The sequence below is a fragment of the Paenibacillus sp. FSL F4-0100 genome (genome assembly GCF_037993005.1).
Classification (GTDB): Bacteria; Bacillota; Bacilli; order Paenibacillales; family Paenibacillaceae; genus Paenibacillus_AQ.
On record NZ_CP150303.1, the window covers coordinates 1,895,815 to 1,916,640 of the forward strand.

The window sequence follows — 20,826 nt, forward strand, 5'->3', positions numbered from 1 at the left end:
TTTGGAGGGGAAAGCATAAATGAAAGCAACTTGGGAAAAAATAGAGAAGAACCTTGGGGTTCTTGACGTTGAGGTTGATGCGGAGCGCGTTGCATCCGCCCTCGACAAAGCTTTTAATAAAGTAGCCAAAAAAGCAAATGTACCTGGATTCCGTAAAGGTAAAGTACCTCGCTCGATCTTCGAAGCTCGTTTTGGCGTTGAGAGCTTGTACCAGGATGCAATCGACATCCTTCTTCCAGAAGTATACAGCGAAGCTGTAGAACAAGCGGATATCTTCCCTGTGGATCGTCCAGAAGTGGACATCGAGCAATTCGCTAAAGGCGAAACTTTTAAGTTCAAAGCAAGAGTAACGGTAAAACCAGAAGTTAAACTTGGCGAATACAAAGGTGTTGAAGTTGCTGCAGTAGCTGCTGAGGTTTCTGACGAGGAACTGAGCGAAGAGCTTGAGCGTCTGCAACAACGTCATGCTGAGCTTACAGTAATCGACGAAGGTGCTTCCCAGTCTGGCGATATCGTTGTGATTGATTTTGACGGTTCCGTTGACGGCGTTCCTTTCGAAGGTGGACAAGCTGAGCGTTATTCCCTTGAGCTTGGAAGCAACACGTTCATTCCAGGTTTTGAAGATCAAGTCATCGGAATGGCTACTGGAGACTTCAAAGACGTGGAAGTGACATTCCCTGAAACTTACCATGCTGAAGATTTGGCTAACAAACAAGCTATCTTCAAAGTGAAAGTTCACGAAATCAAACGCAAGCAGCTTCCTGAGCTGGATGATGAATTCGCTAAAGACGTAAGTGAATTCGATACGCTTGATGAGTACAAGGAAGATCTGAAGAAACAACTGCTGACTCGCAAAGAGCAAGAAGCACAAGGCGTTCGTGAGAACGAAGCCGTTGAAAAAGCAGCAGCTAACGCTGAAGTTGAAATTCCTGACGCTATGATTCAATCCGAAGTTCAAAACATGATGCGCGATTTCGACAACCGTCTTCGCCAGCAAGGCATGAACCTGGAAATGTTCCTTAGCTTCTCCGGCCAAACGAATGCCGATCTGGAAGGTCAAATGAAGGACGATGCTGCAAAACGCGTTCGCAACAACCTCGTGCTCGAGCAAATCGCGAAAGAAGAAAAACTCGAAGTATCTGAAGAGGAAATCAACAAAGAGCTGGAAAACATGGCTGACACATACAAACGTCCTGCTGATGAAATCCGCAGCATCTTGGGTGCTAACGGTTCCCTTGACAGCCTTCGTGAAGAACTGCTTCTTCGCAAAACCATCGACTTCTTGTTGGAAAACAGCGTAGAAGGCGCTCCTGTTGAGAAGAAAGAAGCAACTGAAGAATAATAAATAGGCGGCTGCGAAAAGCTGCCCTCACATTAGATAAGGCACGTACATTTCATGCGTGCCTTATTTTTAACTAAGAATAGCCAATTTACTACTAAATGTGACATGAATTGGTTATTAATTTCGACATACATAATGAGACAAGTTGGCAGGATATAATTCTTGGCAAGTTCATAGGATGTAAGCGGGGTTAAAAAATGACATCGTGCTGTGAACATGTTAGAATAACTTTTGTAACGTTGTAGTATATTTTTCAAGGAAAAGAGGTTGGTCGCATGAGTCTTGTACCTATGGTTGTGGAACAAACCAGTCGAGGCGAAAGATCTTACGATATCTACTCAAGATTACTGAAGGATCGCATAATATTCCTCAGCAGTGCGATCGATGACGATGTTGCCAATCTTGTCATCGCCCAGCTTCTGTTTCTAGCTGCGGAAGATCCGGAAAAAGACATCTCTTTGTACATCAATTCCCCTGGCGGTTCGGTTACAGCCGGGATGGGTATATATGATACGATGCAGTTGATCAAGCCTGATGTGTCCACGATTTGCGTTGGCATGGCTGCCAGCATGGGGTCACTGTTGCTTACTGCAGGAGCGCCAGGTAAACGCTATGCTCTTGAGAACAGTGAAGTGATGATTCATCAGCCGCTCGGAGGCATTCAAGGTCAGGCATCCGATATCCAAATCCATGCAGATTGGATCATCAAGACCAGACATAAGCTGAATCAAATCTATGTGGAGCGCACGGGTCAGCCCCTTGAAAAAATCGAACGCGATACGGACCGCGACTTTTTCATGAGCGCGGAGGAAGCGAAGGCGTACGGGATTATTGATGATGTTCTGTCTTCACCGACCAAATCTTAAGGGGTGGTAATAGCATGTTTAAATTTAACGATGACAAAGGGCAGCTGAAGTGCTCCTTCTGCGGTAAATCGCAGGAGCAGGTCCGCAAGCTGGTTGCGGGGCCCGGTGTTTATATATGTGACGAGTGTATTGACTTGTGTTCAGAGATCGTTGAGGAAGAACTCGGCCATGAGGAAGAAGTGGATCTGAAGGATATTCCGAAACCTCGTGATATTCGTGACATTCTGGATCAATACGTAATCGGTCAGGATCAAGCGAAGAAGTCCCTTTCCGTTGCCGTTTACAATCACTATAAGCGCATCAATACCCAGAACAAAATTGAGGACGTTGAATTGCAAAAGAGTAATATTTTGCTGCTCGGACCAACAGGTTCCGGTAAAACATTGCTCGCGCAAACCATGGCCAAAATTCTCAACGTGCCGTTCGCTATTGCAGATGCAACTTCACTGACCGAAGCTGGTTATGTAGGTGAGGATGTTGAGAACATTCTGCTGAAGCTGATTCAAGCAGCGGATTATGATGTGGAAAAAGCGGAACGCGGCATTATCTATATTGATGAGATCGATAAAGTGGCTCGTAAATCGGAGAACCCGTCCATTACCCGTGACGTTTCCGGTGAAGGGGTTCAGCAGGCCCTGCTGAAAATTCTTGAAGGCACCGTTGCTTCCGTGCCTCCGCAAGGTGGACGCAAGCATCCACATCAGGAATTCATCCAGATCGATACGACGAACATCCTGTTCATTTGCGGCGGTGCATTTGACGGATTGGAGCAGTACATTAAACGCCGGATCGGTAAAAAGGTCATCGGCTTTAATGCAGCCGGAGAAAACCAGAAGGATCTTAAGCCAGGTGAATACCTGACGATGGTTCTGCCGGAAGATCTGCTGAAATTCGGCTTGATTCCGGAGTTCGTTGGTCGTCTGCCAGTTGTGTCTACGCTCGAACCATTGGATGAGGCAACATTGGTACGGATTCTGTCCGAGCCGAAAAACGCGCTGACAAAACAGTACCAAAAGCTGCTTGAATTTGACAACGTAAACCTCAAATTTGAGCCAGGTGCGCTAGAAGCGATTGCCCGCGAAGCCATTAAGCGCAATACCGGCGCACGCGGACTGCGTTCCATCATTGAAAGCATCATGCTGGATGTGATGTACGAAGCGCCGTCCAGAGATGATATTAAGGATTGCGTCATTACGGAGCAAGTCGTTCGTGATAAAGTGATTCCTGAACTGCAAGCCAAAAGTAACGAAGACGATAAGAAACAAGAAGAAAGCGCCTAATGTGCTCTAGCGCATTAGACGTGGAATAAATCTACGCTGATTCTCCACTTCCAGTTATACCCAATTGGGTTGATTGGAGTGGAGCTTTGGCGTTATATGGGAGAGATCGTACCATGTTTTTGAGACAAGACACACGGCCCGTCAAGGTGGGGAATCTCACTATTGGGGGAAAGAACGAAGTCATTATTCAAAGCATGTGCACCACCAAAACAGCAGATGTGGAGGCGACCGTTGCCGAGATACTCCGTCTGGAAGAAGCGGGATGTCAGATCGTTCGCGTTACGGTGAACAATGAGGAAGCAGCTGCAGCCATTAAGGAAATCAAGAAACGCATTCATATTCCGCTTGTGGCGGATATTCATTTTAACTACAAGCTTGCCCTGATGGCGATCGAGAACGGTATCGATAAAGTCCGGATCAATCCGGGAAACATCGGTAAGCGTGAAAAGGTCGAGGCTGTCGTGAAAGCATGCAAAGAGAAGGGGATTCCGATTCGAATCGGAGTTAACGCCGGTTCCTTGGAGAATCATCTCATTGAAAAATACGGGTATCCGACACCGGAAGCCATGGTGGAAAGCGCCTTGTATCATATCGGCATCTTGGAAGAACTGGATTTCCATGATATCATCGTTTCTCTTAAAGCTTCTGATGTACCGATGGCAATTGCGGCTTACACCAAGGCGGCGGAAGTTATACCATACCCACTTCATTTAGGCATAACCGAAGCAGGCACCCTGTTCTCGGGTACCGTCAAGAGTGCTGCCGGACTTGGCGCACTGTTGTCTCTTGGAATCGGCAGCACGATGCGTATTTCTTTGAGTGCCGATCCTGTGGAAGAGATCAAGGTAGGCCGGGAGCTGCTCAAATCCTTCGGTCTGATCTCGGATGCTGCAACCTTGGTATCTTGCCCGACCTGCGGACGTCTGGATATCGATTTGTTCTCCATTGCCAATGAGGTGGAGGAATATATCTCGAAGATCAAAGTGCCGATTAAGGTTTCCGTTCTGGGCTGTGCCGTAAACGGCCCCGGCGAGGCAAGAGAAGCCGACATCGGTATTGCCGGCGCTCGGGGTGAAGGTTTGCTCTTCCGTTACGGAGAGATGATCCGTAAGGTACCCGAAGAGACTATGGTTGAAGAGCTCAAGAAAGAAATCGATCATATCGTGAAGGTGTACGAGGAAACGGGTGAAATCCCGGGCCGCAAGCACAAATCCACGGTCTAAGCTGGATAACTAAGTCATTAATATATCCGCTTATATTAAAACGGCAGTCTCTGGATTGGAGAGACTGCCGTTTTGTTTGTTGTTTTCTAAGGAAGCAATAGGTCCAACGAAGTCCAAGGTCTGTTTCTCACATTTCATTGAACGTATTTTGAACTTATAAGGTATAGCAGTGTGAACCAAGACAAGTGGTCGCTTTTTAGTATAAAGTTGCAATGGTGCGTTCTGTTGTTCCAAGTATCATCGCTCCTAACTGAGCTTCTTTTTTATGAAAGCCCAGCACTACCCACTCTCCCACCCCCATGATTTAGAAGGATGCCATGCGCCGCACCAGCGGAGCGGACGAATCGATTCCGGAGAAGCGGATGCGTTCGCCTTTGTTTCCGAATTTCTACATTGGTACTCGTCATTCATGAAATTCGGAAACAACAGCGATCGGAGGAACGATACGTCCGCGGAGCGTCTCACAACGTCTCCCATCCACTTTTTGATACTTTACGACTTCGTTAATGCATCCTGATTAAATCACCCTCTTTTACAATTTGTTCCCCCTCCCGCGTTTTACCATCCGAGGAATCGGCAATACTACCATGTATTAACGTTTGGATGAAGACATAATGGAGTACAGGAGGAATGACTTGTGAATTTAAGTATCGTAATTATGCTGGTGCAACTGTTTTTTGCGGTCATCATCGGCATTTATTTTTGGAATTTATTGCGCGGACAGAAGACAAGCAAAACAGCGGTGGATCGGGAATCGCGCAAGGAGCTCGATAAACTCCGAAAACTCCGGTCGATATCGCTAACGAAACCGCTCGCTGAGAAAACAAGGCCGCAAACGATGGATGACATCGTGGGGCAAAAGGACGGTTTGCGCGCCTTAAAGGCAGCGCTATGCAGCGCGAACCCTCAGCATGTCATCGTTTACGGACCCCCGGGGGTCGGTAAGACTGCTGCTGCCCGCGTCGTGATGGAGGAAGCCAAGAAGAACCCGCAATCGCCGTTTAAATATGACGCAAAATTCACGGAAATCGACGCAACGACGGCCCGTTTCGATGAACGGGGAATTGCCGACCCGCTCATCGGGTCTGTTCATGATCCGATTTATCAAGGTGCCGGTGCCATGGGGGTTGCAGGCATTCCTCAGCCGAAGCCGGGTGCGGTGACCAAGGCCCATGGGGGGATCCTGTTTATTGATGAAATCGGGGAATTGCATCCCATCCAGATGAATAAGCTTTTAAAAGTGCTGGAGGACCGCAAGGTACTGCTTGAAAGTGCATATTATAATTCGGAGGATGCCAATACACCTGCCTATATACACGATATTTTTCAAAATGGCCTTCCGGCAGACTTCCGTCTGGTGGGTGCTACGACACGTTCGCCCGAAGAGATTGCTCCTGCACTTCGCTCGCGCTGCATGGAGATTTTTTTCCGTCCGCTTTTGCCTGAAGAAATTGGGAGAATTGCAGAGGATGCCATTCAGAAAATTGGTTTGAATGCAGCGCCTGAAGCGGTGGAAGTTGTGAAGCAGTACTGCTCCAATGGACGGGAAGCGGTCAATATGATTCAATTGGCTGCCGGTCTTGCTTTGACGGAGAAGCGAGATTCGCTGCGAGCGGCGGATGTAGAATGGGTAGCCAGCAGCAGCCAGCTTCAGCCAAGGCCCGACCGGAAAATACCGGAGAAGCCTCAGATTGGCGTAGTAAACGGATTGGCCGTATATGGCCCGAATATGGGGGCACTGCTTGAAATTGAAGTATCTGCGGTTCCTGTCGAAGAGGGCCGGGGTACCTACAATATCACCGGGGTTGTGGATGAAGAGGAATTTGGCGGAGGCTCGCGCAAGCTGCGTCGCAAGAGCATGGCCAAAGGCTCGATCGAGAATGTGCTAACCGTGCTGGGTTCGATGGGCTTTACACCTAAAAACTATGACCTGCACATCAATTTTCCCGGAGGAACACCGATTGACGGTCCTTCCGCCGGTATTGCGATGGCAACAGCAATTGTATCAGCCATCAAAGGAATTGAAGTCGATAACAAGGTCGCCATGACCGGCGAGATGAGTATTCATGGAAAAGTGAAACCGATAGGCGGGGTCATCGCTAAAGTGGAGGCGGCATTCCAGGCAGGTGCTACCCGCGTCATCATCCCTAAAGACAACTGGCAGACGCTGTTTCAGGATTTGAGCGGCGGTTTGCGGGTAATTCCGGTAGAGTCGCTGGATGAAGTATTCAGCCATATTTTTGGTGGATCGTTCGCTCCGGAGTTGGTACAGCTCCCTGCAAACGAGGTATTTCCATCCGCTTCCGCTTCATTGCTGCAGGCGACGCCTCCGCGCAACGGCAAAATAACGGACGCCGGAGGATGTTAAGCTTCGTTTGGTTGGTTTTTTATACGCAGATTTGATAAAATAGGAATAGTGTCAACATTGAGAGCCATTGGAGGTGCGAAAGCGATGGGACCCAGTAAATCCAAAGGTCGTCGTTTTCCTTTACTGCCTTTGAGAGGTCTGTTGGTCTATCCAAGTATGGTGCTTCACTTGGATGTAGGCCGGGAGAAATCGGTAAAGGCTTTAGAAAAGGCGATGGTTGAAGACAATTTGATTCTCCTATGTTCTCAATCGGAAGTGAACATTGAAGAACCGACGCAGGATGATATTTTTCGGATTGGCACAGTTGCGAATGTACGCCAGATGCTTAAGCTTCCTAACGGTACCATACGTGTGCTAGTGGAGGGTATGGAACGGGCGGAAGTTATTGAATATACGGATCAAGAGGAATACTATGAGGTCATCGCTCGGGAGCTTCCCGAAGAAGAGAATCATGACCCTGAAGTTTCCGCATTAATGCGAACCGTACTGTCTCAGTTTGAGAATTATATCAATCTGTCGAAGAAGGTGACACCAGAGACACTGGCGGCCGTTTCCGATATTGATGAGCCGGGCCGACTGGCGGACGTCATTACGAGTCATTTGTCACTGAAGATCAAGGATAAGCAAGAAATTCTCGAAACAATTGATGTTCGCAAACGCCTCGAGAAACTTCTAGATATACTGAATAACGAGCGTGAAGTGCTGGAGCTGGAGCGCAAGATCAACCAGCGGGTCAAGAAGCAAATGGAGAAGACCCAGAAGGAATACTATTTGCGCGAACAGATGAAGGCCATCCAGAAAGAGCTGGGCGACAAGGAAGGCCGTGCAGGGGAAGTAGAGGAACTTCGAAGTCAGCTTCAGGAGCTTGAGCTGCCGGAGCGCGTACATGAGAAGGTAGAGAAGGAAATCGACCGACTCGAGAAAATGCCGGCGAGCTCTGCAGAGGGCGGCGTGATTCGGAACTATGTCGATTGGCTATTGGCGCTGCCATGGACGAACAAGACCGAGGATGATCTGGACATCGTCAAAGCGGAGCAAGTGCTGGATGAGGATCATTACGGTCTCGAGAAGCCGAAGGAACGCGTGCTGGAATATCTGGCGGTCCAAAAGCTGGTGAAGAAGATGAAGGGGCCTATTCTTTGTCTTGTTGGTCCTCCAGGGGTCGGTAAAACATCGCTGGCCCGTTCTATTGCCCGATCTTTGGAACGCAAGTTCGTGCGTGTTTCATTAGGCGGAGTAAGAGACGAGGCGGAAATCCGCGGTCACCGGCGCACTTATGTTGGGGCTATGCCGGGACGTATCATTCAAGGCATGAAAACAGCGGGTTCGATGAATCCTGTGTTCCTGCTGGATGAAATCGATAAGATGGCCTCCGACTTCCGCGGCGACCCATCTTCCGCACTGCTTGAGGTACTTGACCCTGAGCAAAACAATACGTTCAGCGATCATTTCGTGGAAATTCCTTTTGATTTGTCTAACGTCATGTTTGTCACAACGGCGAATGTGCTTCACAACATTCCAAGACCGCTCCTGGACCGGATGGAAGTGCTGTACATTCCAGGCTATACGGAGCTGGAGAAATTGCAGATTGCCAATCGTTATTTGCTGCCCAAGCAGAAGAGTGAGCATGGTCTTGCGCCGGAGCAGTTAATTCTGGACGAGGAAGCACTCATGAAGGTGATCCGGGAATATACCCGTGAATCTGGGGTGCGGAATCTGGAGCAGCAAGTGGCTGCCCTATGCCGCAAAGCCGCCAAACAGATCGTGACTAATCAATCGGAATCCATTGAGATTAAGGCTGACGATATTAAGGAATATCTCGGTATTCCGAAGTTTCGCTATGGTATGGCCGAGCTTGAAGATCAAGTAGGCACGGTAACAGGGCTTGCGTGGACGGAAGTGGGCGGCGAGACGCTGACCATTGAGGTTACCGTGGTGCCTGGTACCGGCAAGCTGATCTTGACGGGTAAACTGGGTGATGTGATGAAGGAATCGGCTCAAGCAGCCTTCAGTTTTACCCGCTCGAAGGCGGTAGAACTGGGCATTGATCCGGATTTCCACGAGAAGCTGGATGTCCATATCCATATCCCGGAGGGAGCCATTCCGAAGGACGGCCCTTCAGCCGGCATTACGATTGCGACGGCTCTTATCTCATCTTTAACCAAACGGCATGTAGCCCGTGATGTGGCCATGACGGGGGAGATTACACTTCGGGGACGTGTTCTTCCGATTGGTGGCTTGAAAGAGAAATCCCTGGCAGCCCACCGTGCCGGCTACAAAAAAATATTACTCCCTAAGGATAACGAACGTGACTTGCGTGATATACCTGACAGCGTGAAGAACGACGTTGAGTTCGTTCCGGTATCCCATATGGATCAGGTTCTGGAGCATGCGCTCGTTGAACAAGCGGGAGTGCACTAGAGAGGAAAGTCTAATTATGAAAGTTACGAAAGCCGAGTTTGTCATCAGTGCTGTCGTACCTGCTCAATATCCTGAAGACGCCTTGCCGGAAATTGCTCTGGCAGGGCGTTCCAATGTGGGCAAGTCATCACTGATTAACCGTATGATATCCCGTAAGAACCTGGCCCGAACCAGTGCAACACCGGGGAAAACCCAGCAGCTCAACTATTATCGGGTGAACGACGACCTGTATCTGGTCGATTTTCCCGGCTATGGTTATGCGAAGGTATCCAAGACCCAGCGTGCGGCATTTGGCGAAATGATTGAGAGATATTTGCTCAGCCGGGAAGAACTGAAGCTTGTATTACTGATTGTGGACATGCGTCACCCGCCTTCAAAAGATGACATCAGCATGTATGAATGGCTGCAGCATTATAACCGGCCGGTATGCGTGGTTGCGACCAAGGCGGACAAAATTCCGAAAACGCGCCGTGAGAAGCATGTAAAGATCGTGAAGGAAACACTAGGCTTCAAACCCTATCACTCTTTTGTCATGTTTTCATCCGAGCTCGGTCTGGGTAAAGATGAGTTATGGGCCATCATGGAGTCCCATATGGGGACTATGGATGAAGAGGAAGAGCCATATCTGGATTCGGAAACGGAAGGCAATGAGCAAGCCTGATCCGATTAATTTCGTGATATTTTTTTCAAGGCTAATATAGGGAATCGGTGAATTCTTTACAGGAAAGTGAGCATCTTGCGGGAAATATCGCTCTGATTCCGGCTAATTCCGTTTTTTTATGAAATATGATGGATATTCTCATTCGAAAGACAGGAAAGACCGCTTGGATTTGCTGTATAATGGTAGTAAGTTAAAAGAATTGAGGGAGATTTTTATGGCTCAGCGGTTAGCCACAGAATATGTTAATGCCACAATGCAAATGACGGATATTCAAATGGATCAATTTCTGCAGTATACCCAAGCTTTCCGGGTTACTAACCGGGTAAAAGTCATGGATAGCGGAGAGCAGGAGTTCGTGCTCGAAGATGAAAGCGGGGAAGAAGTTCATTTGCCCTTTGAACGCAAGAATGGCTTGTACGTCTGTGAGCTGTCGTGCCGATTGGTTACTCCCCATCTGACAAATGCCGTACGCAAATTGTTTGCGGCTTTTAAGGGATCAGGTAAAGTGAATCGGATTTATCGCGGCTTTACGATGAGCTACGACTACCACGCGGGAACGGTGCACAGAATTACGCAAGTCACCGGGAACGACAGCATTGTCATTTATGAGTACAAGAATACGGCAGGAGAGCTGCAGCGACTCTTCAACAGCAATGAAGCAGAGAAAGAGATCGAATCCATCCAGCATCATATTAACGTGCTTCTGGACCAACGGATTGCAGCAGGGAATGATAATCTTATTACGAAGACCATAGATGAGCGGCTGCGACGGTTTAATCAACGCCTATTCGTGCTAGAGGCCTAAGGAGGCTGCCCTGTAACAGGGCGCCTTTTTTATTCACGGATCCATGACACCAAGTGGTTCATTCGCACATATATTGAGCTGTAAAATATTTATGGGTTATTTTCGAAAAAGGTGTTGCATTTAAGCGTCATAGATGTTATTTTTAATCTCGTTGAAAAGAATATAGGAACCAGGATTCACTCAGGACATGTAATGTTGCGAGAGATTATTCCCTCGGGAAGTGAATGACGTAGGTCCTAGCGGATGAAATTTTCAAACATTTTATTCCTAGGAAGGGGGAAACCGGAAGATGGAATACTCAACTTTCGGAAGACACGTTGCTGTTGATACTTGGGGAGTCGATTTTGAACTATTGAACAGTGCAGAATTTTTGCAAGCTCAGATGGTGGAAGCCGCTGAAGCATGTGGAGCAACGGTAATGTCCGTCCAATCCAAGCAATTTGAACCACAAGGTGCAACTGTGCTGGTGTTGCTGTCGGAAAGCCATCTCTCGATTCACACATACCCTGAGAGAGGTTTTGCTGCGATTGACTGTTATACCTGCGGGGAGACAGTAGATCCGCAACTGGCTATTGACTATCTGGTATCCGCTTTGAAACCTGAAAAATGCTATGCTAAGAAACTCGTGCGAGGACTCGGCGAAATGACCGTGGAAACGCCTGAGATGAACCAGGCTGAACTCGTTTAATCCAGCCTTCTAAAAAAATGCCTATACTGATAACCATGGAGGTTTCCATGGTTATTTATTTTGGGATTGAGAAGTACGGCCGATTTCCAGTCCGTCGTTCTCTGAAATGAGATTTCGTAGAAAATAACACGTATATCTGAGGTGTTCTATATCCACAATAGTAAGGTACGATCTACAGGTAGAAATCTTCATGAATGGAATGAAGAAGTATGGGGATTTCATAAACATTTCATAAAATAGACAAGGGTGCTCAATATACTGTGATATAATGAACAGGGTCAAGACAGTCCGTTGTGAACGGCAAAATTACTCGGAGAAATAGGCAGGTGAACATGCAATGCACATCGTCGTTGTTGGGTTGAACTATCGCACGGCGCCCGTGGAAGTCAGAGAACGTTTTACATTCTCGGAAGAAGACATGCCGAAGGCGTTAGAGCAGCTAAATTCGACCAAGAGCGTATTGGAAGGCGTCATTGTCGCTACCTGCAACCGTACTGAGATTTATGTTGTGGTAGACCGCCTTCATATGTGCGGCTACTTTATCCGCAGTTTTATGGAACAGTGGTTCGGCATTAATCGTGAAGAATTTACACAGCACCTCTATATATATGAAGACGAACAAGCGATTTCCCATCTGTTTAAGGTTACTTGCGGCTTGGATTCCATGGTCATTGGAGAGACGCAGATCCTGGGACAGGTGCGCAATGCTTTTTTGACGTCGCAGCAGCAGAATGCCACCGGTACTTGGTTTAATATGTTGTTTAAGCAAGCTGTTACGCTCGGCAAGCGGGCTCATTCCGAGACATCGATCGGAGAGAGTGCTGTTTCTGTCAGTTATGCTGCGGTGGAACTGGGTAAACGGATTTTCGGTACGTTTAACGACAAAAAAGTAATGATTCTCGGCGCAGGCAAGATGAGCGAGCTTACCGTGAAGCATCTTTATGCCAACGGTGCTGCGGAAGTAATTGTAGCCAACCGTACGCTTGGCCGTGCGGAGGAACTTGCACGCAAGTTCCAAGGGACGCCGTGCACCATAGCCGAAGCCAAGAATTTGCTGCATGAAGTCGATATTATTATTAGCTCTACGGGCTCGAATGAATATGTTCTGAATGCGGAGCGGGTTAAAGAGAGCATGAAGAAACGTCAGGCCCGCCCGTTGTTCATGATTGATATTGCTGTGCCACGGGATATCGATCCAGCGATTGGTGAACTTTCCAATGTGTTCTTGTACGATATTGATGATCTGGAAGGCATTGTAGAGACCAATATGGAAATGCGCCGGGTGGAAGCAGCGAAGATTGAAGTAATGATTCAAGAAGAGATGGATGCATTCCACACATGGCTGAAGACGCTCGGTGTCAGACCGGCGATTCGGGCCTTGCAGGAGAAGTCGAATACCATTCATGAAGAAACGATGGAAAGCTTGTTCAACAAGCTTCCAGAACTGGATGAACGCCAGCGAAAAGTCATCCGTCGTTTGACCAAGAGCATCGTTAACCAGATGATGCATGATCCCATTAACCGGATTAAGGAAATGACGGGCGGCAAGCAGGGCGGTGAAGCACTGGATTATTTTTCACAAATCTTTGCGCTGGAAAGCCTGATCCATGAGAATGAGCAGGAAGCCCGCAGCCGCAACAAGAAAGCAACTGCACCCGTTAAAGCTGAACGGACGAAGAATGCTGTAGATCAGCAGGCAGAAGAGAAACCGCTTAAGGTGTCTCTAGCCCCAGCCACCCTTTGAGGAGGGTGAGTACAAACCCATGCTGTTAAACTTAATTTATATCACCGGCATTTGTATCTATGCCCTGAGCCTTCTGTTTTATATCTCGGATTGCGTTTCACGCAATTCGGTGGCGAAGCGGATAGGCACAGGGCTTCTTGTTATTACTGCACTGTTACAATTCACCGGAATCAGCATCAGAGCGATGGAAGGCGGACATTTCCACTTCCCGGTGTTTACGCTGTTTGATTTCCTGTTCCTGCTGGCGTTCTGCATATCGATTACTTCGATTGCCCTGGCGTATTTGAAGCGGTCGGAATTTGCCGTCCTTTTAATGAACCTCGTCGGGTTTAGCGTCATGCTGGTCAATCGTTTATGGTTCACGGCGGGAGACAATGCATTGTACAGCTGGGAGACGGAACATCGTCTCTTGCTAATTCATATTGCCCTGGCGAGTGTCAGCTTCGCCGCTTTGACCGTCGGGGCTGTGTTTGCGGCGATTTATATGTTCCTTCACCGGAAACTGAAGCACAAGCAATGGAATGATACGATCCGCAGGCTGCCAAGTCTGGAGAAGCTTGATGTTTATTCTTATAAAGCGCTGATGGCTGGAACGATTATTCTGGTCATGTCGCTCATTTTGGCCGTCATGTCGGTGGCCATGGCTGGGCGATGGACCTTGTTCTTGGATATCAAAGTCCTGTCTACATTGACGGCTCTTGCGATGTATTTGGTTTATTTCATCAAACGTCGCCTGTGGAGAAGGTCAGGCAGGGAAGCAGCCATATGGGCCTTAATCGGGTATGGATTCATTATTTTGAATTTCTTTCTCAATACGTGGTCCGCTTTCCATAGTTGGTCAGGAGTGTGATGGCAGATGGCATATGATGATCATTATGTGCCCATCCTGCTGAATTGCAGGGGACGTCTATGCTTGATTGTCGGCGGCGGCAAGGTGGCGGAACGTAAAGCCGACACCCTGCTGAATGCCGGAGCAAGCGTACATATTCTAAGTCCCATACTACGAAGCGAGAAACTTCAACGTTTGGCCAATGAGAAGGCTCTTCGATGGACGAAGCGGAAGTATCAATCAGACGATCTGACAGGCGCGTTCATGGTTCATGCGGCAACGGACGACAGCATGCTGAACCTGAAGATAGCGGAGGACGCCGATCGTCTTGGCGTGTTGGTTAACGTAGCCAGCAACGGCGAGGCCGGGACGTTTATCAACCCGACGGTGCTGCGGCGAGGGAGGCTTACACTGGCTGTATCAACATCAGGAGCTGGGCCGATGGCCGCACGCGGTATACGCGACGATCTCGAAGAACAGTTCGGGCCTGAGTATGAGGATTACTTGGATTTTTTATATAGGATGCGTTCGATAATCAGGGAAGAGGTGGAGTCTGCTGATGCACGCAGGCGGCTGCTGCACAAGGCATACCGCATGGATATGCTCGGAGAGATCCGCCGCGAAGGTTATGCGCCCTGGAGTGAGGATAAAATCAAGCAGTGGATTGCGAATAATCAGGAGGAATGAAAGATGCGCACAATCGTAGTTGGCAGTAGACAAAGTGCTCTGGCACTGACACAGACAGGACAGGTTATCGATGATTTAAAGCGTTTAGCCAAGGAGCATGGTCTGGACTATGACTTCACCGTCAAGAAAATCGTCACCAAGGGCGACCGCATACTGGATGTTACGCTTTCCAAGGTAGGCGGCAAAGGATTGTTTGTCAAAGAAATCGAGCAGGCGATGATCGACGGTGAGATTGATATGGCGGTTCATAGCATGAAGGACATGCCCTCTGTTCTGCCCGAAGGTTTGGTATCCGGCGCGGTGCCGGCAAGAAAGGATCCTCGTGATTGCCTGATCTCCAAAGAAGGGGCGACGCTGGATGACCTTCCTACAGGTGCCAAAGTGGGGACAAGCAGTTTGCGCCGGTCCAGCCAGCTCAAGGCCTATCGGCCGGATCTGCAGATCGAATGGATTCGAGGGAATATCGATTCTCGCATTCGCAAAATGGAGGATGGTGAATTTCAGGCCATCATTCTGGCGACCGCAGGTCTTCAGCGCATGGGCTGGGAGGACCGGATCACATCGTACTTGCCGGTTGAAATCAGCCTGCCTGCCGTTGGCCAGGGCGCACTCGGGATTGAATGCCGCGAGAACGATGCTGAGCTGCTGCATTTGCTCTCACTTTATAATGATGATGTCACCGCACGAACCGTTGCGGCTGAACGCAAGTTTCTGAGCGAGCTGAACGGAGGATGCCAGGTGCCTATCGGGGCTTACGCTGTCCTGAAGAATGTGGATGCCGAAGATTCCCGCGGAGCACAAAACGTTATACAATTAACAGGAATGGTTGGCTCTCCTGACGGCGAAATCGTATTGAAGGAAAGCGCCGAAGGAACCGACCCTGAATCGCTCGGAGTGGAAGTGGCTGCAAAGCTGAAAGCTAAAGGAGCGGAGAAGATACTGGCACAAGTTAGGGGTTGAGGGGATGGCAGGCAAGGTTTATCTCGTGGGAGCAGGACCGGGCGATGCACGCCTGATCACGATTAAAGGCAAGGAATGCATTGAGAAGGCAGATGTCGTGGTGTACGACCGATTAGCCAGCCCTCGGCTGCTGCGGTGGATGAAGCCCGGAGCGGAGAAGGTCTATGTAGGCAAGCTCCCCGATCGGCATACGATGAAGCAGGAGCAGATCAATCAGCTGCTGGTTGATTACGCTTTGGAAGGCAAGACGGTCGTCCGTTTAAAGGGCGGCGATCCAACCATCTTCGGTAGAGTAGGCGAAGAAGCGGAGCTGTTATACCGTCATGGCATCTTGTACGAGATTGTACCGGGGATCACCTCAGCGATCAGCGTTCCGGCTTATGCCGGGATTCCGGTGACGCATCGTGACCATGCTTCATCTTTATCCATCATTACCGGGCATGAAAGTCCCGAAAAGCTGGACCGGATGATTCAATGGGATAAGGTGACCAATGCAACGGGGACTTTGATTTTTATGATGGGTGTGGCCAAGATCGGCTATATCAGTCGTCAACTGATCAAACACGGCAGGCCGCCAGAAACCCCGGTGGCTCTTATTAGATGGGGAACCCGAGCGGAGCAAGATACGCTGACGGGGACGCTGGCGGACATCGAGGACAGAGTCAAGGCAGCGGATTTTCAGCCGCCTGCCGTCATCGTTGTTGGACAGGTGGTGCTTCAGCGGGAGCACCTGAAGTGGGCAGAACGGCTGCCTCTGTTCGGTAAACGAATTCTGGTCACGAGGGCCCGAAGCCAGGCCAGTGCATTGGTATCCCAAATCGAAGAGCTCGGCGGAGAGCCTTATGAATTTCCCGTCATCGACATCGTCATGCCTTCGAAGGACGATGTGCTTGCTGGCGTTCAGCAAGCACTGGACAAGCTGAGTACGTATGAGTGGGTATTCTTCACCAGCGTGAACGGAGTCGAATTCTTTTTCCGCCAATTGAAGGAGAATGGGCGCGATATTCGTTCCCTAGCCTCTGCCCGCATCGTCGCGGTTGGCCCAGCAACAGCCCATGCTCTTGGTAATTACGGCATAGCCGCTGAAGTCATTAAGGAGCGGTACCAGGCGGAAGGCATTATCGATGCTTACGGTTCAGAGCTCAAGCCTGGTCAGCGTGTGCTGCTGCCTCGCGGCGATCTGGCACGCAGGTGGCTGCCGGAGAAGCTGACGGAAATGGGACTGCACGTGACGGAAGCCGTGATCTATGAGAACGTGCTGTGTGGTGAGGATGATGATGAGCTGTTGAAGCTGCTTCAAGATGGCGGCATTCACGCCGTTACTTTTACCAGTTCCTCTACCGTTACCAATCTGCTGAAGGCGCTGAAGGGGATGGGCGTAGCAGATCCTGCCGAACTGTTAAAAGGATCGACGATTGCTTGCATCGGACCTTTAACCGCCCAGACGGCAGAGGAAGCCGGTCTGCACGTATCCCTCCTCGCCGAGGAAGCGACGATCGACAGTCTGGTGGAGGCCTTGTGCATTTGGAATGAGAACGATCCACGCCGCGTTGCGCCATAATATCCTTTTCTTTTAAATACATGATCAAAAATTACATCATCAGGAGGTATACGTCATGAGTTTTCCAATCGTACGCCATCGTCGGCTGCGTCAAAATGCCGGCATTCGCAGCATGGTCCGTGAGACCGTGCTTCATACGGAGGATCTGGTTCAGCCAATCTTCGTTACCTATGGCAGTGGAGTGAAATCCGAAATTTCCTCGATGCCGGGGGTCTATCATTTTTCGCTCGATACCTTGAAAGAGGAAGTAGACGAAATCGTAAGTCTAGGCATTCCTGCTGTGCTCCTGTTCGGAATTCCTGAGACCAAAGACAGCGTAGGCACATCCGGTTTTGCGGATGACGGGATTGTCCAAGAGGCTACCCGTCTCATCAAGTCGTGGTATCCCGATCTTCTGGTGATTGCTGATACGTGCCTGTGCGAATTTACCGACCACGGCCACTGCGGTATGGTGCATACCTTTGAGCGTGACGGTCACACCTGCGGCGATGTATTAAACGACGAGTCACTGGAGCTGCTCGTTCGTACAGCGGTTTCCCAAGTGAAGGCGGGAGCCGATATTATTGCACCTTCCAATATGATGGACGGTTTTGTTCAAGCCATTCGTTCCGGACTTGATGAAGCCGGATTTTATAACGTGCCGATCATGTCTTACTCGGTTAAGTACGCTTCGGCCTTTTACGGACCTTTCCGTGAAGCTGCCGATTCTGCGCCGCAGTTCGGCGACCGTAAAACCTATCAGATGGATCCGGCCAATGTGAGAGAGGCGCTTCGCGAGGCGGAGACGGACGTGCTGGAAGGCGCCGATATGCTGATGGTGAAACCAGCTATGGCCTACCTTGACGTTGTCAGATTGCTGAGAGACCAGTTTGATCTGCCGATTGTCGCTTATAACGTAAGTGGGGAATATTCCATGATTAAGGCGGCTGCTCAGCAGGGATGGATCAGTGAGCAGGCGATTGTGATGGAGCTGCTGACGGGGATGAAGCGTGCCGGTGCGGACATTATCATCACGTATTTCTCGAAGGATGCAGCACGCTGGATGCGCAGCAAGTAACCAATAACGACTAAAGAGTTAGGAGTGCATCGTATGAGCCAAGATATGCGGAAAGAAGAATTATCGCGTTCTGCTTTTGAAGAAGCGAAGTTATACATTCCCGGCGGTGTCAACAGTCCGGTACGTGCGTTTAAATCTGTGGGATTAACGCCGATTTATATCGATCGCGGAGAAGGTAGCCGCGTATATGATATCGATGGCAACAGCTTTATCGATTACGTAGGTTCTTGGGGACCGCTGATTATGGGCCACGCGCACCCTGAGGTCGTTGAAGCACTTCAGGAGACCGCTGCGAAGGGGACCAGCTTTGGTGCGCCAACCCTGTTGGAAACGAAGATGGCGAAGCTCGTCTGCGAGCGCGTGCCGTCTATGGAGGTTGTGCGAATGGTGAATTCCGGTACGGAAGCTACCATGAGCGCCATCCGGCTGGCGCGCGGTTATACCGGGCGCAGCAAAATCATCAAATTCGAAGGCTCTTATCACGGTCACGCCGATAGCCTTCTGATCAAGGCGGGATCGGGCATCGCAACGCTGGGTCTTCCCGATAGTCCCGGTGTCCCTGAGAGCGTGGCTTCCAACACCATTGCCGTTCCTTATAATGACTTGGAGTCGGTAGAGCTTGCCTTCAAGCGGTTCGGCGAAGAGATCGCCGCAGTCATTGTTGAGCCGGTGGCCGGCAACATGGGCGTGGTACCTCCACAGCCAGGGTTCCTGGAAGGACTCCGCAAGGTCACTGCCGATTATGGTACAGTGCTTATTTTCGACGAGGTCATGACCGGATTCCGCGTGGATCTAAACTGTGCGCAAGGACGTTATGGCGTTACGCCGGATTTGACATGTCTGGGCAAGGTGATCGGCGGCGGTCTGCCAGTCGGTGCTTATGGAGGCAAGCGTGAGCTGATGGATCAGATTGCTCCGGCAGGGCCGATCTATCAAGCAGGAACGTTAAGCGGAAATCCGCTCGCCATGGCGGCCGGCTACACGACTCTAAAACTGTTGACGCCTGCTATCTATGAACAGCTGGAGGAACGGGGAGCCCGCCTTCAGGCCGGATTTGAGCGAAACGCTGAGGAATTCGGGATCCCGCTTACGATCAACCGGATCGGGTCCATGGTATGTCCTTTCTTCACGAATACGCCGGTTGTCAATTTTGATACGGCCAAGACAAGTGATCTGGATCGTTTCCGTCAATATTTTGCAGCGATGGTAGAAGAGGGAGTCAGCGTACCTCCTTCCCAGTTCGAGGGCATGTTCATCTCGGGAGCGCATACGGTGGAAGATATCGATGCCACCATCGAAGCCAACTACAATGCCTTCAAGAGCCTATGAGTTACGGGGGCAATTGGAGCAAACGCGGCGAATGGCTGGAGATGACGCCGGGCAAGGCGCTGTTAGGTCAGCCGGATCGGAACGAGGCTGCTGCCAAGTGGCTTATGGAAACGGTCGGTATGCCCGAGAAGCTGTATCGCAAGCTTCATCATGAGCAAGGGATACAATGGAGAGGGGACCGGCTTCGGCTGGTCCTTTTTCCTTATCGGGATTACGGCATCGAACCGAGATGGCAGAAGCTAGATGTATTGTACGAGGACGATTTCTGCCTGGTCGTGAACAAACCGGCCGGCATGGCGGTCCATCCGGACAACGAGAGCACGGAGACGACGCTGAATCATGTGGTAGCTGCATATTACGAAGCCGAAGGCATTCATACGGCAGTCCGGCATATTCATCGGCTGGATAAGGACACAACAGGTCCCGTACTGTACGCCAAGAATGAATATGCGCAGCTAAAGCTTGACGAGGCCATGCGGGAGAAGAAGATCGTCCGGATTTATGCGGCTATCGTTCAGGGGAGGGTCTCGCAGGATCTGAAGAGAATCGATTTGCCGATAGGCAAAGACCGCTATCACGCAAGCCGCCGGCGGGTTTCATTAACCGGGCAGGATGCGATCACGCATATTCTCTCATCTGAAGTGTATCCAAAAGCCAGCCTGCTGCAAATTCGTCTGGAAACGGGCCGTACGCATCAGATCCGGGTGCATCTAAGTCATATGGGACATCCGCTTCTGGGAGATTCCTTATACGGAGGACCCGAGACGTTCCCGCGCCAGGCGCTGCATGGCAAACGTCTGTTGTTCACTCATCCTCTCTCGGGCGAGAGTATCGAGGTGGAAGCGCCCTGGCCTCAGGATATGTTGGAGTTAAGAGAGCAAATCATAGAGTCAGCAGGCCGTTAAGAAAATTTGCAAAATCCTGAATGAACCGGTAACTTTCACGCACAATTCGCAAAAAAGTCATGCTCTCCTATTTTCGGCATATAGATAAATTGAGTGGCAA

18 protein-coding genes are annotated in these 20,826 nt (G+C 49.8%); 17 read left to right on the plus strand and 1 reads right to left on the minus strand.

Annotation, left to right across the window (positions count from 1 at the left end):
* Nucleotides 1-19: 19 nt before the first annotated feature.
* From tig to ispG, 4 genes are all read left to right on the plus strand, one after another.
* On the plus strand, nt 20-1,342 hold the full coding sequence (gene tig / locus MHH48_RS08240) for a trigger factor (protein ID WP_076323106.1): 1,323 nt from the start codon (nt 20-22) through the stop codon (nt 1,340-1,342).
* A 275-nt stretch (nt 1,343-1,617) separates the two neighbouring features.
* Nucleotides 1,618-2,208 carry an ATP-dependent Clp endopeptidase proteolytic subunit ClpP gene (gene clpP, locus MHH48_RS08245; RefSeq protein WP_006208779.1) on the plus strand — a complete coding sequence of 197 codons (591 nt, stop codon included), beginning with the start codon at nt 1,618-1,620 and terminating at the stop codon, nt 2,206-2,208.
* A gap of 14 nt (nt 2,209-2,222) precedes the next feature.
* Complete coding sequence (clpX, locus tag MHH48_RS08250) at nt 2,223-3,488, plus strand: ATP-dependent protease ATP-binding subunit ClpX (protein WP_076323107.1); 1,266 nt, start codon at nt 2,223-2,225, stop codon at nt 3,486-3,488.
* Between the two features lie 113 nt (nt 3,489-3,601).
* Entirely contained in the window at nt 3,602-4,711 is a 1,110-nt protein-coding gene (ispG, locus tag MHH48_RS08255) for a flavodoxin-dependent (E)-4-hydroxy-3-methylbut-2-enyl-diphosphate synthase (protein WP_076323108.1), read from the plus strand.
* A 30-nt stretch (nt 4,712-4,741) separates the two neighbouring features.
* Here ispG and MHH48_RS08260 read toward each other — a convergent pair whose 3' ends face one another.
* Nucleotides 4,742-4,945, minus strand: a complete 204-nt coding sequence (locus MHH48_RS08260) for a hypothetical protein (RefSeq protein ID WP_076323109.1) — start codon at nt 4,943-4,945, stop codon at nt 4,742-4,744.
* Nucleotides 4,946-5,348: 403 nt separating this feature from the next.
* Here MHH48_RS08260 and lonB point away from each other — a divergent pair, with 403 nt between their 5' ends.
* From lonB to MHH48_RS08325, 13 genes are all read left to right on the plus strand, one after another.
* Nucleotides 5,349-7,079, plus strand: coding sequence for an ATP-dependent protease LonB (lonB, locus tag MHH48_RS08265; RefSeq protein ID WP_076323110.1), 1,731 nt, complete (start codon nt 5,349-5,351; stop codon nt 7,077-7,079).
* Between the two features lie 84 nt (nt 7,080-7,163).
* Nucleotides 7,164-9,500, plus strand: coding sequence for an endopeptidase La (gene lon, locus MHH48_RS08270; protein WP_076323111.1), 2,337 nt, complete (start codon nt 7,164-7,166; stop codon nt 9,498-9,500).
* A gap of 16 nt (nt 9,501-9,516) precedes the next feature.
* Entirely contained in the window at nt 9,517-10,161 is a 645-nt protein-coding gene (yihA, locus tag MHH48_RS08275) for a ribosome biogenesis GTP-binding protein YihA/YsxC (protein WP_083659682.1), read from the plus strand.
* Between the two features lie 214 nt (nt 10,162-10,375).
* Nucleotides 10,376-10,966 (plus strand): non-ribosomal peptide synthetase module, encoded by a 591-nt coding sequence (locus MHH48_RS08280; RefSeq protein WP_076323113.1) that lies wholly within the window; start codon nt 10,376-10,378, stop codon nt 10,964-10,966.
* Nucleotides 10,967-11,255: 289 nt separating this feature from the next.
* Nucleotides 11,256-11,654: an adenosylmethionine decarboxylase gene (gene speD / locus MHH48_RS08285; RefSeq protein WP_076323114.1), complete on the plus strand. Its 399-nt coding sequence runs from the start codon at nt 11,256-11,258 to the stop codon at nt 11,652-11,654.
* 337 nt (nt 11,655-11,991) lie between these two features.
* Nucleotides 11,992-13,398, plus strand: a complete 1,407-nt coding sequence (gene hemA / locus MHH48_RS08290) for a glutamyl-tRNA reductase (protein WP_076323115.1) — start codon at nt 11,992-11,994, stop codon at nt 13,396-13,398.
* Nucleotides 13,399-13,417: 19 nt separating this feature from the next.
* The gene (ccsA, locus tag MHH48_RS08295) at nt 13,418-14,248 is read left to right on the plus strand and encodes a cytochrome c biogenesis protein CcsA (protein ID WP_076323116.1); all 831 of its coding nucleotides are present in this window, start codon (nt 13,418-13,420) and stop codon (nt 14,246-14,248) included.
* 6 nt (nt 14,249-14,254) lie between these two features.
* Nucleotides 14,255-14,914 carry an NAD(P)-dependent oxidoreductase gene (locus MHH48_RS08300; RefSeq protein WP_076323117.1) on the plus strand — a complete coding sequence of 220 codons (660 nt, stop codon included), beginning with the start codon at nt 14,255-14,257 and terminating at the stop codon, nt 14,912-14,914.
* Nucleotides 14,915-14,917: 3 nt separating this feature from the next.
* Nucleotides 14,918-15,874, plus strand: coding sequence for a hydroxymethylbilane synthase (gene hemC / locus MHH48_RS08305; protein WP_076323118.1), 957 nt, complete (start codon nt 14,918-14,920; stop codon nt 15,872-15,874).
* 4 nt (nt 15,875-15,878) lie between these two features.
* Entirely contained in the window at nt 15,879-17,435 is a 1,557-nt protein-coding gene (gene cobA, locus MHH48_RS08310; RefSeq protein ID WP_076323119.1) for a uroporphyrinogen-III C-methyltransferase, read from the plus strand.
* Nucleotides 17,436-17,490: 55 nt separating this feature from the next.
* Nucleotides 17,491-18,492 (plus strand): porphobilinogen synthase, encoded by a 1,002-nt coding sequence (hemB, locus tag MHH48_RS08315; protein ID WP_076323120.1) that lies wholly within the window; start codon nt 17,491-17,493, stop codon nt 18,490-18,492.
* A gap of 33 nt (nt 18,493-18,525) precedes the next feature.
* Nucleotides 18,526-19,821, plus strand: a complete 1,296-nt coding sequence (hemL, locus tag MHH48_RS08320; protein WP_076323121.1) for a glutamate-1-semialdehyde 2,1-aminomutase — start codon at nt 18,526-18,528, stop codon at nt 19,819-19,821.
* Entirely contained in the window at nt 19,818-20,726 is a 909-nt protein-coding gene (locus MHH48_RS08325; protein WP_076323122.1) for an RluA family pseudouridine synthase, read from the plus strand. The genes hemL and MHH48_RS08325 overlap by 4 nt, the downstream gene beginning before the upstream one ends.
* Nucleotides 20,727-20,826: the final 100 nt, after the last annotated feature.

Excerpts from the sequence above, each read along its gene's own strand:
- tig (WP_076323106.1), top strand. The coding sequence starts at position 20 with ATGAAAGCAACTTGGGAAAAAATAGAGAAGAACCTTGGGGTTCTTGAC.
- clpP (WP_006208779.1), top strand. The coding sequence starts at position 1,618 with ATGAGTCTTGTACCTATGGTTGTGGAACAAACCAGTCGAGGCGAAAGA.
- clpX (WP_076323107.1), top strand. The coding sequence starts at position 2,223 with ATGTTTAAATTTAACGATGACAAAGGGCAGCTGAAGTGCTCCTTCTGC.
- ispG (WP_076323108.1), top strand. The coding sequence starts at position 3,602 with ATGTTTTTGAGACAAGACACACGGCCCGTCAAGGTGGGGAATCTCACT.
- lon (WP_076323111.1), top strand. The coding sequence starts at position 7,164 with ATGGGACCCAGTAAATCCAAAGGTCGTCGTTTTCCTTTACTGCCTTTG.
- yihA (WP_083659682.1), top strand. The coding sequence starts at position 9,517 with ATGAAAGTTACGAAAGCCGAGTTTGTCATCAGTGCTGTCGTACCTGCT.
- MHH48_RS08280 (WP_076323113.1), top strand. The coding sequence starts at position 10,376 with ATGGCTCAGCGGTTAGCCACAGAATATGTTAATGCCACAATGCAAATG.
- speD (WP_076323114.1), top strand. The coding sequence starts at position 11,256 with ATGGAATACTCAACTTTCGGAAGACACGTTGCTGTTGATACTTGGGGA.
- hemA (WP_076323115.1), top strand. The coding sequence starts at position 11,992 with ATGCACATCGTCGTTGTTGGGTTGAACTATCGCACGGCGCCCGTGGAA.
- ccsA (WP_076323116.1), top strand. The coding sequence starts at position 13,418 with ATGCTGTTAAACTTAATTTATATCACCGGCATTTGTATCTATGCCCTG.
- MHH48_RS08300 (WP_076323117.1), top strand. The coding sequence starts at position 14,255 with ATGGCATATGATGATCATTATGTGCCCATCCTGCTGAATTGCAGGGGA.
- hemC (WP_076323118.1), top strand. The coding sequence starts at position 14,918 with ATGCGCACAATCGTAGTTGGCAGTAGACAAAGTGCTCTGGCACTGACA.
- cobA (WP_076323119.1), top strand. The coding sequence starts at position 15,879 with ATGGCAGGCAAGGTTTATCTCGTGGGAGCAGGACCGGGCGATGCACGC.
- hemB (WP_076323120.1), top strand. The coding sequence starts at position 17,491 with ATGAGTTTTCCAATCGTACGCCATCGTCGGCTGCGTCAAAATGCCGGC.
- hemL (WP_076323121.1), top strand. The coding sequence starts at position 18,526 with ATGAGCCAAGATATGCGGAAAGAAGAATTATCGCGTTCTGCTTTTGAA.
- MHH48_RS08325 (WP_076323122.1), top strand. The coding sequence starts at position 19,818 with ATGAGTTACGGGGGCAATTGGAGCAAACGCGGCGAATGGCTGGAGATG.